Below are 10,101 nucleotides of genomic sequence, written 5' to 3' on the forward strand. Positions count from 1 at the left end.
GAACCAAGAATCAACCCAAGCCCGAACCGTGATAAATAAGCAGCCAAAACAAAGTCCACCTTTCAGCAACAAACCCAACTTTTGAACCAGAAAAATTCAACGGGCAAAATATTCAGCGAACTCGAAACTCTCGATTGGCTTGCCCTTTCCACACTTTGCGACCGCTAAATTTACAACGCACCAACGCAAAAAACCGATTGAGGCAAACAAAGAACCTTGCCTATTTTACGGTTTGAGTTAGCCAAGAATTTTGATGAGGAAATGCTGATTTGCCGACAACACAAAACGAATGGCCGGAGAAATCCCAAAGATTAAACCCCTAAATTTACCTGAGTTGCATAACGCCGCGTTAAGTGGTGAGCAACGCATACCACTACATTTAAAGTATTGTGCCGTAAACACCAAAGATGAAGCAAACCGAAAATGCCGAGCGTTGGGAATCCGTCTTAAACGCCTTGTTATACCGCTTGGTTGAGGCTAAAATGACCAACATAAAGACCACTTAAGAGACCTATTATATGACCACTAGAATTTTAGCCGATGTTGCTGCAAGCATTACTGAGTTGAAAGCTAACCCTATGAAAGTTGCAACTAGTGCTTACGGCGAACCTGTTGCAGTACTAAACCGAAATGAGCCAGCATTTTATTGCGTACCTGCCGAAGCGTACGAAATGATGATGGACAGACTCGAAGATCTTGAACTACTAGCTATCGCTAAAGAGCGTGAATCTGAAGAGAGCATTTCGGTAAATATTGATGACCTATAAACTCGACTTTAAAAAGAGCGCTCTCAAAGAGTGGAAAAAGCTTGGCTCTACTCTGCAACAACAATTTAAGAAAAAGCTAATCGAGCGCTTAGATAACCCACATGTTCCGGCTTCAAAGCTTTCTGGTGCTGACAACATGTATAAAATTAAGTTGCGTCAATCGGGCTACCGTCTCGTCTACAAAGTTGAAGACGATGTCATCATTGTAACCGTCTTAGCTGTCGGAAAACGCGAACGTAGCGATGTTTACCGTAAAGCTATGAAAAGGTTAGATGATTGATTGCGGTATAACGCCCAATTAAGGGGTGAGCAACGCTACCACCTTACCTAACGCATTGTACCGTAAACACTAAATTTAAAGTAGATACAAAAATGCCAAGCGTTGGGAATCCCTCTTAAATTGTTTGTTATATGCCTGTTTCCAACAGTCTGAAAGTACCTTAGTAAGAACCTAAGGTAAGGACTACAAGCTATGCAGCCTTTTGCGATCTTTGCGGTAACATTTAAAAGCCAAGACCCAGAACGAAACCAAGGCAAACAATGCTACTTTGTCGTATTTATGTAATAGCTTCCCAACCATGGCGTCTTCCAAAGGTTTCATTACTCCTTGGAACTCAATTTCAGCGATGTAGTATTGACCGACCAATAAAATTACGAAGTGAAAAACGACACCAAGAATCAGTGCTAATTGAGTGCGTTTGGATAGTGAAAGTACATATAGAAATTCATATACAAAGTTCATTTTTACTTCCTATCTGTATTGGCATATAACGCCCAATTAAGGTGTGAAGCACGCAACCACGACACTTAATTTGACCACCATAAACATTGATTTTACTCAAACCAAAAATGCCAAGCGTGCTGAATCACTCTTAAATTGTTTGTTATGTCACAATTCGTTGAACTCGAGACCAAATTTGTCTGTCGATTTAGATGCTTGATACAACTTGACGTGACTCCACTCACTTCCACGGAGTATTGTACAGATAGTTTTTTTGTCACGTTCACTCATTCTTAAGCCAAATGCTATTGAGTTTACGCAGCTAGGAGAAAAAGTCTGCGCACCAAACTTTTTACTAATTAATCGCCTTTCCTTCTCATAGCCCCAGTAGGTGTATTTAGTTCTTAGGATTGTCTTGGCGTAAGTGTTTAGCATTATTTTCTCGTTTATGTTACCAAGTAAGAAATCTTCTTCGTCAAACACTTCTAACGAATTTTGTAATTGTTCGAAGGGTAAGCTAGCTTGGTACGCAACATCGAGACGAATTAATTCTGGTATATCCTTTTTGAGTTTTTCTTCATTGAAACCAATGCAAAAGCCTCTGTGTTCATCTGAGTAATGTGCCCACATAAGTTGATTTTTCCTAGTGCGACTGCACGAAAAAATCCCTACGTTTTCCAGATAGTTTTTAAATGCCTTTTTATATTGGTCTTTGACGTCATCGCTTGCATTGAACTTTGATAACGCAACCTCAAGAGAACGTTGGTATTCTAATTGACAATCGAAAGGGTCATTTAATGAATCTGGCTTAGCAAACCATATTTCTTGGTTTACTAATAACTCGATAGAAGTCTTCGACATAGCACGATACTTAAAAATCGAAGATGTTTGATGTTTCAAATTAACTCCTTGTGACATAACGCCGCATTAAGTGGTGAGCGACGCTAAACACCAATGCCTCGGCAAACCACTTAAAACACAAAAACTGAATTTACACTAAAAACACCAAGCGTTGCGAATCCGTCTTAAATGCTTTGTTATGTAAATTCAACCACATAAGCCAAAATTACCATGAAAAACCAAGCCTGTACGACCGAAAAATTAGCCAAAACAAAAGAACCCAACAGTGTTCACGAATTTACAATGCCAACAATGTTACAAACCAAGCTGCAACAAACGGTGAGTACTGATTATCAGCGCCTAAAAATGCTTTTAAGCCAAGGAAATTCAACGAAAGAAACCATCCGAAAGCACTGATTCTCGTTTGCCTTGCGCTTTCCACACTTTACGCCTGAAAAACTAACCTCGCACCGACTTTACAGCAGAATGAGGCAACTCACGAATCTTGGCATGTTTTACGGCTAAATTTAGCAAAGAATCGAGACAGAAAGAGCAGATTTTGCCGACGATACGGAACGATGACTTAAGAGATCGCAAAAACAGAATAATGCCAATTTCCCCCGCTTTACATAACGCCGCATTAAGTGGTGAGCGACGCTAAACACCGATGCCTCGGCAAACCACTTAAAATATAAAACCTGAATTTACACTAAAAACACCAAGCGTTGCGAATCCGTCTTAAATGCTTTGTTATATGCCTGACCACTCTGTAGACAGAACAGACATTAGTACTTTATCGACAAATTCACCATTGCGAAAACCTGATTGTCGCATCACGCCCTCATGTTGATAACCTGCATTTTCATAAGCCTTAATTGCACCGTAATTAATAGAGCTTGCTGTAAGCTGAACTCTGTGCAAACCAAGAGTTCGTATAGCGTAATCTGTTACGATTTTTGTTACTGATGTACCAACACCCTTACCCCAGTAACTTTTTTCTCCAATAAGAATGAAGTATTCACCGCTACGATTTAGAGTACTGATCCCAGATATACCAGCATATCCAAGTAGCTGATCATTCTCGTTACTACATATACCAAAAGAGACATTTTTAGGGTTTGAATTTATGGATAAAAGCCATTTTTCGATATCTGATTTTGATTGAGGGTACGCATATGAAGAAAGACTATAAAGTGTAACTTCACGGTCACGAGACCACTTGTAAAATGCTTCCTTATCTTCCACATCCAGTGAACGAAGATAGTAACCATCTAGTTCCAATTGCATGATTTTCCTTATAATCTCTGATTGGCATATAACGCCAAATTAAGGTGTGAGCAACGCTACCACCTAACCTAAACCATTGCACCATAAACACAAAACCCAACCTTGAAGCGAAAATGCCAAGCGTTGGGAATCACTCTTAAATTTTTTGTTAGGTGCGATTTAGTCGAAATATGCATGATTTTTTGGTAAGAACAACCTAGCTAACTCAGGCACAGCAATGTCATTTAGATAGTTCTGAGTACAAAAACAATACCCACACTCTCGCACTCGAATTATATTCCTCAGTTGAGGGTGCTGTTCTGTAGCAAGGTATAACGCATTCTGCGACTCTCTTCTAAGGCTTATATCATCATTTATAATCACCTTAGGGTTATCAATAATGATTTCTTCCAAATATTGAAACAATACTGGTCTTTGAGGCTTTCTAATTGTTACCATTTTTCTCTGAGTGTCAAACTCGTTCCATCGTTGTCTAAGCTCATCCACACTCTGAAAGTATTTATCCTCTTGAGTTAAATTATCACGCCAAAACATAGGATTATTTTTGGTAACCCAAACATGCAGGTCTTCATTCAACAGGAAATCGAGACCGAATTTAAATAAGACTGGCCCATACAAATTTTGCCTTGGAAATAAGCCATGAAGATCTACAGTATCAATGAATACATCCCCCCAAACATCAAACTTAATGTCTTCTTCATCAGAAGCTTGAGGGGTTTGGTACAGTCCATTATTTGCAACATCGCCTCTAGACAACAAACCATTGTTTTCAATAAAGGTAATTGATGTCGCAACTGTATTGGCATGATGAAAATGAGTAACTTCCTTTTCAGATAGTAACTCGTAAAGTTCCCTATTATCTAATCTCATTTCTTAACCTGAATTTTCAATTTAGTTCGACCATTAATATGCGGCACAATTTAGCACCTAACGCCGCATTAAGTGGTGAGCGACGCTAAACACCGATGCCTCGACAAACCACTTAAAACACAAAAACTGAATTTACGCTAAAAACACCAAGCGTTGCGAATCCGTCTTAAATGCTTTGTTATGCAAATTCAATAAGATAAACCAAAATTTACACCAAATTGAATTAAGAAACCAATCAAAATGTTGGTTAAGTGAACCAAGAATCAACCCAAGCCCGAACCGTGATAAATAAGCAGCCAAAACAAAGTCCACCTTTCAGCAACAAACCCAACTTTTGAACCAGAAAAATTCAACGGGCAAAATATTCAGCGAACTCGACATTCTCGATTGGCTTGCCCTTTCCACACTTTGCGACCGCTAAATTTACAACGCACCAACGAGAAAACTGATTGAGGCAAACAAAGAATCTTATCTGTTTTACGGGTTGAGTTGACCACGAATTTGAAACCGAAAATGCTCATTTGCCGACAACATAAAACGAATGGCCGGAGAAACCCCAAAAGATTAAACCCCTAAATTTACCTGAGTTGCATAACGCCGCATTAAGGTGTGAGCGACGTTTGGCTATACTTGAGCGAAGCGAAACTGCCAAGCGTTGCGAATCACTCTTAAATGCTTTGTTAAGTTTTTGTTCCAAACCAGAGATCCCGCTCAAAGCGTACTGTATTTTTAAACTCCGTTAGACCGGGATAAGGAATACCTGATTTTTCTATTACTGAGTATTGTGCTCTTAAATTACTAAACGTAAAGTCCATATTTGGACCAGAGGTCACATATAGTACTCCTAATTCTAAACGATAAGTGTATAGAATATTTTTCCTTACCATGTCTAGGACATAATTGAGAGCCCTATTCAACTCTAGTGCTAGGTCTTCAACTAAATAGCAGTGTTCTTCAAATGCAAGTACCGCTTCTTCTCTTTCTTTGCTTTGGTGCGGGTAATTTCTATAAAACTTAGCGATAATTAATTTATCTGTACCAAAGTCTTCGGAGTGCTCGTAAAAAGTGTTGATTAGATCTTGGATCACTCTCCTACAGTTTTCAAACGCACTCTCCAAGTCTGGGTACCTATTAGGCCAAACTCGACTAAATATATATTCCTTTAGTTCTTCTAGTTTCTTAATTTGCTCCCTAGTTATCTGAGGTTGACCACCACTAAATAACCAACTAGACCAATTATTCCAGTTATCTAACTCAACCAACGTTTCGAGCTTTTCAATATAGGTTATGTATATTTCATCATCACGTTGCTTGTGAGCGTCGAATGACGCGAGCTGAGATGTAACCCAAGCCTCATGATCACTTTTCATCTTGCGCAAATGTTCAACCGTATAGTGCTCAGATTGGTCATCAATAACTTTATGGTGAACATTGCATAGTAAAAGTAGATTATTATATTTATCCCTTTGCTCTGAAGTAAGTGGTGACTCTCCTCTGGGTCCATCTGCGCTTCTTGCCACGATGTGGCAGGCCTCTCCAACGATTGACTCATCATCAGTTTGAGTTGCATCCATTACCAGTTCCATTTTACAGTCAGGATATGCGCAACGACTAGCTGCCCTACCCCAGAGCATTTTCTGTGTTTTTAAACCTATTCCCACTCTATTTATACCTTGCATGATTATTATAAACGGAAAAACTTAACGCCGCATTAAGTGGTGAGCGACGCTAAACACCTATGCTTCGATAAACCACTTAAAACACAAAAACTGAATTTACACTAAAACCGCCAAGCGTTGCGAATCCGTCTTAAATGCTTTGTTATGTAAATTCAACCACATAAACCAAAGTTACCACGAAAAACCAAGCCTGTACTACTGAAGAAATAGACAAAAAAAAGAACCCAACCGTGTTCACGAATTTGCGAAGTCAGCAATGTTACAAACCAAGCCGCAACAAACGCTGAATACTGATTATCAGCGCCTAAAAATGCTTTTAAGCCAGGGAAATTCAACGAAAGAAACCATCAGAAAGCACTGATTCTCGTTTGCCTTGCACTTTCCACACTTTACACCTGAAAAACTAACCTCGCACCGACTTTACAGCTGAATGAGGCAACTCACGAATCTTGGCATGTTTTACGGCTAAATTAGCAAAGAATCGAGACAGAAAGAGCAGATTTTGCCGACGATACGGAACGATGGCTTAAGAGATCGCAAAAACAGAATACTGCCAATTTTACCCGCTTTACATAACGCCGCATTAAGTGGTGAACAACGCGACCACTCAAACCTAAACCTTGCCACATTTAGCACTAAAACTGACCTGAACTGAAATTGCCAAGCGTTGAGAATCCGTCTTAAATGCTTTGTTATGTTTTAGCACAATTCGTTGATTTACTTGGCAAAGAACTGAGATGCAAACCTAGATTTCTGAACCAAGTCACAAGCTGAAACACGCTTGACAGGCAGATGCGCTGAACACAAAGCAAGTAAGCCCACTTCCCTGATAATGAGGCAACTCGATACTCTTTCAACAAGTGCCCTTTCTTAGCAAAAGCAGCGCAGAACAATGGCGATTTGCCGAGGCAACTGCCAAGGTTATTGGCTGATTGGGAAATATGCCCAAAGCGACTTTGAGCCAGAGAAACCTGACTACCGAACCACTCGAAAACGTGAATGAAGCAACCCGCGAATATTGGCATGTTTACGGGCTGAGAGATTTAAGAACTGATCGACAATAGTGATTTGCTGAGTCTACTCCCAGCAAGTAGCCAAAGGGGCAAAGAACGACTCAAAGGCATTTAAGTCATTGAAATTACATTAAAACATAACGCCGCGTTAAGTAGTGAGCAACGCTGACTAACGAACCTAAACCATTGTGCCGTAAACACTAAAGCTGAATCAAACCGAAAATGCCGAACGTTGCGAATCTGTCTTAAACGCTTTGTTATGTACGTTTCACTGCGACCACGGAATATGTATGCCAATGCTTCATTCTACCCAATGAAGTTTTCGCTGTTTCATCACGTTCAAAGAACCTGACTATTTCAAAGCCTGAGAACAAAGCCTTTACTTCTGATTCCGACAACGATGTTGTAGGGCTACGATAGTTGTTAGCCCAACTGTCTTTGAAACCCATGAAGTCACCAGCAAACACCCCACCGATTTCAATTGAAGATCTGATGTTGCTCCAAGTCGATGCAAATTGGTTTGGATCAGCGAAGAACAAACTGGAGTTTGCGATAATTACACCAGACTTTGGATAGTCGAACGACTCAAACGAGGACGCTGAAATATCCACTAATGACTTTGACCCGAACCTATCTCTACAAATAGCGACTGAATCAGGATTAATATCGAAGCCATGAACTTGATAACCCTGTTGATCGAGGTATTCGATATCGCTGCCGGTTCCACAACCACAGTCAGTGGCTACTTTGAGGTTTGATTCATTGAGTCTGACAGCAAATTCAGTACGTTTTGAATGTGGGCGAGATAGTGCCTTTTCGTAGTACTGACGCCAAATTTCAGCATTTTCATCCATAAATTTCTGATTTTCCGTAAAAGTACATAACGCCTTGCTAAGGTGTGAGTAACGCAATACAAAAGCTACCGCACGGCGCCTTAATCACCCTAAGCCACCGCAAAGTAAAAATGCCACGCGTTACGAATCACTCTTAAGCAATTTGTTAGTACATGCGCTACTTCTATATATGCGCTCCAAGATATTGAAAACTGAGATGATATGAAAGGCTTTGAACACTGAAGTGAGACGGGCAGCTACAAAACTTAAACTCGGTTAAGAGACGAGAGTTGGCTAGAAGAAAAACGCACTGAACTCCCCTACCTGTACTGACCTCAAATTAGAAAAGGATTCGTTCCTCGCACTTCGACGGCAACACCAAAGAAAGACAATTCTGACTTAGTAAAAACCACGAAAGAGAAGAAGCGCCACAGAAATAGGCTAAGAGTTAGAAGCCGTAAACAGTGAAATCAAAGCGAATACTCCGCATATAGTGCCACCGGAAAGAACGTGAAAGGCACTAACTTTAAGGTGTAAAGACGAGCGCCAAAACAGATTAACACCAAAACTTATAACCTTTGATGTCAAACCCGTACTAACGCCGCGTTAAGTGGTGAGCAACGCGACCACAATCCTAAACCATTGCGCCCTAAACACAAAACTCAACCTAGAGCCGAAACTCCCAAGCGTTGGGAATCCGTCTTAAACGCCTAGTTAGCTGCTGCACTTTCGCTAGCAAATTACGCCAAAATGCCTAATTTGGAACACATTATTGCTTTCAAACGGCAAAGTAAAACGGACAGCTGTGAAATTAAAACCCAATCCACGAAATGCTCTTGGCAAAGAAGAAATGACCGAGAAAATCACCACACCTGGGCTCGGTAATTTGCAAAGAATTCTATCGGAAAAGCCAACGACAGTGCACACGAAACACATTTAGGCATTCATAAATTTCAACAACAAAGAAACCGCACCAACGAATTTAACAAACACAACACTTCCCGTAAGCAGACTTCGTTAAGTTCAAACACTTCCCGAAAAGTGCCACTGGCGAGATAGTTGATAAGTTGGGATTTGTCCGGTGTGTAGCTAGAAAACCCAAAGCCTTTCCACCCTAAATTCACCGTTTTTCTTAACCCCAGCTAACGCCCAATTAAGGGGTGAGCAACGCTACCACCCAACCTAAAGCATTGTACCGTAAACACTAAATTTGAAGTAGAAGCAAAAATGCCAAGCGTTGGGAATCCCTCTTAAATTGTTTGTTATGTTTCTTGTTTCGAATGAAAATGTGGATGAGCTATAAATCCAATAGCAGATAAAGCCAACATCATTAGACCCAAATAAGAGACAAACTCTAACCAAGAATAAAGAGCTTGGATACTATTAGAAGTTAAACTTTTCTGGTACTTGGCAAGCTTACAGATAGAGTAACTATCATGGCTGATCTTACACTTCATTTCATCGAAGGACGAAAACTCTTTTTGCATTGAAAACTCTGCTTCATACTTGAGTTTGTATGCATCCTTTTCGATTGGTAATGCAGTACTAAAAATAAACTGAATCGCCACGAACCCAGTTATTATTAGAGCAATGCCACCTTTGAACAGTTGCGTATACCCTTTAGTACTACTTAACACCTCAAGGAAGTATTGCGCTTGCAGTACAATGACATCTAAGACTTTACTCATGTGGGCTCCCAAACACTAAAACTAAAATAAACATAACGCCCAATTAAGGGGTGAGCAACGCCACCACCTTATCTAACGCATTGTACCGTAAACACTAAATTTGAAGTAGATACAAAAATGCCAAGCGTTGGGAATCCCTCTTAAATTGTTTGTTATGTGCGTTACTCAATTTTTGTTCTTATTTTTCCATTCTGAAGTTTTTCAATCGTCATAGTTGTTGGGTAATTTTCCCCAACAGTTTTAAAAATTTCTACCACGTCAAAAATCGTTATGAAATATATACAGTTTTTCTTATCAAAATCTGAGCAAACAAAGAATCCAACAGGGCTAGTACCTGTTGGGAAGAACGGGACAAAGTAATAGCTATGAATAAACTGATTACATATCTGCATTGTATTTAATG

At 40.0% G+C, this 10,101-nt stretch carries 13 protein-coding genes; 4 read left to right on the forward strand and 9 right to left on the reverse strand.

Features of this window, described 5'->3' with window-relative positions; all coding sequences use genetic code 11:
* Nucleotides 1-518: 518 nt before the first annotated feature.
* Both HGG78_RS17885 and HGG78_RS17890 read left to right on the forward strand, forming a co-directional pair.
* Entirely contained in the window at nucleotides 519-767 is a 249-nt protein-coding gene (locus tag HGG78_RS17885; RefSeq protein ID WP_005377003.1) for a type II toxin-antitoxin system Phd/YefM family antitoxin, read from the forward strand.
* Nucleotides 757-1,047: a type II toxin-antitoxin system RelE family toxin gene (locus tag HGG78_RS17890; protein ID WP_005377002.1), complete on the forward strand. Its 291-nt coding sequence runs from the start codon at nucleotides 757-759 to the stop codon at nucleotides 1,045-1,047. Before HGG78_RS17885 ends, HGG78_RS17890 begins: the two co-directional genes overlap by 11 nt.
* Before the next feature lie 183 nt (nucleotides 1,048-1,230).
* On the opposite strand, the gene HGG78_RS17895 is transcribed toward HGG78_RS17890, so the two are convergent.
* Together HGG78_RS17895 and HGG78_RS17900 are read right to left on the reverse strand one after the other, a co-directional pair.
* A complete protein-coding gene (locus tag HGG78_RS17895) occupies nucleotides 1,231-1,509 on the reverse strand; it encodes a hypothetical protein (protein ID WP_172533703.1) in 279 nt (92 codons plus the stop codon).
* A gap of 147 nt (nucleotides 1,510-1,656) precedes the next feature.
* Nucleotides 1,657-2,388 carry a DUF2971 domain-containing protein gene (locus HGG78_RS17900; protein WP_172533704.1) on the reverse strand — a complete coding sequence of 244 codons (732 nt, stop codon included), beginning with the start codon at nucleotides 2,386-2,388 and terminating at the stop codon, nucleotides 1,657-1,659.
* Nucleotides 2,389-2,559: 171 nt separating this feature from the next.
* Between HGG78_RS17900 and HGG78_RS17905 the strand changes: the two genes are divergently transcribed.
* Nucleotides 2,560-2,745 carry a hypothetical protein gene (locus tag HGG78_RS17905; protein ID WP_172533702.1) on the forward strand — a complete coding sequence of 62 codons (186 nt, stop codon included), beginning with the start codon at nucleotides 2,560-2,562 and terminating at the stop codon, nucleotides 2,743-2,745.
* A gap of 333 nt (nucleotides 2,746-3,078) precedes the next feature.
* Here HGG78_RS17905 and HGG78_RS17910 read toward each other — a convergent pair whose 3' ends face one another.
* The 5 genes from HGG78_RS17910 to HGG78_RS17930 all read right to left on the reverse strand — a co-directional run bounded on the left by HGG78_RS17910 (nucleotide 3,079) and on the right by HGG78_RS17930 (nucleotide 8,031).
* Complete coding sequence (locus HGG78_RS17910) at nucleotides 3,079-3,615, reverse strand: GNAT family N-acetyltransferase (protein WP_172533705.1); 537 nt, start codon at nucleotides 3,613-3,615, stop codon at nucleotides 3,079-3,081.
* A 159-nt stretch (nucleotides 3,616-3,774) separates the two neighbouring features.
* Nucleotides 3,775-4,485 (reverse strand): hypothetical protein, encoded by a 711-nt coding sequence (locus HGG78_RS17915; RefSeq protein ID WP_172533706.1) that lies wholly within the window; start codon nucleotides 4,483-4,485, stop codon nucleotides 3,775-3,777.
* A 680-nt stretch (nucleotides 4,486-5,165) separates the two neighbouring features.
* Nucleotides 5,166-6,059 (reverse strand): HNH endonuclease, encoded by an 894-nt coding sequence (locus HGG78_RS17920; RefSeq protein WP_172533707.1) that lies wholly within the window; start codon nucleotides 6,057-6,059, stop codon nucleotides 5,166-5,168.
* Between the two features lie 257 nt (nucleotides 6,060-6,316).
* Nucleotides 6,317-6,499 carry a hypothetical protein gene (locus HGG78_RS17925; RefSeq protein ID WP_101958738.1) on the reverse strand — a complete coding sequence of 61 codons (183 nt, stop codon included), beginning with the start codon at nucleotides 6,497-6,499 and terminating at the stop codon, nucleotides 6,317-6,319.
* 935 nt (nucleotides 6,500-7,434) lie between these two features.
* On the reverse strand, nucleotides 7,435-8,031 hold the full coding sequence (locus HGG78_RS17930) for a class I SAM-dependent methyltransferase (protein WP_172533708.1): 597 nt from the start codon (nucleotides 8,029-8,031) through the stop codon (nucleotides 7,435-7,437).
* 784 nt (nucleotides 8,032-8,815) lie between these two features.
* Between HGG78_RS17930 and HGG78_RS19185 the strand changes: the two genes are divergently transcribed.
* Entirely contained in the window at nucleotides 8,816-8,950 is a 135-nt protein-coding gene (locus HGG78_RS19185) for a hypothetical protein (protein WP_255091409.1), read from the forward strand.
* A 322-nt stretch (nucleotides 8,951-9,272) separates the two neighbouring features.
* Here the strand turns inward: HGG78_RS19185 and HGG78_RS17935 are convergent, their stop codons facing one another.
* The gene (locus HGG78_RS17935; RefSeq protein WP_172533709.1) at nucleotides 9,273-9,698 is read right to left on the reverse strand and encodes a hypothetical protein; all 426 of its coding nucleotides are present in this window, start codon (nucleotides 9,696-9,698) and stop codon (nucleotides 9,273-9,275) included.
* 161 nt (nucleotides 9,699-9,859) lie between these two features.
* Nucleotides 9,860-10,101: hypothetical protein (locus HGG78_RS18885; protein WP_216835664.1), on the reverse strand; the 242-nt coding region annotated here is incomplete at its 5' end.

It is taken from the genome of Vibrio aestuarianus, from assembly GCF_012395185.1.
Classification (GTDB): Bacteria; Pseudomonadota; Gammaproteobacteria; order Enterobacterales; family Vibrionaceae; genus Vibrio; species Vibrio aestuarianus.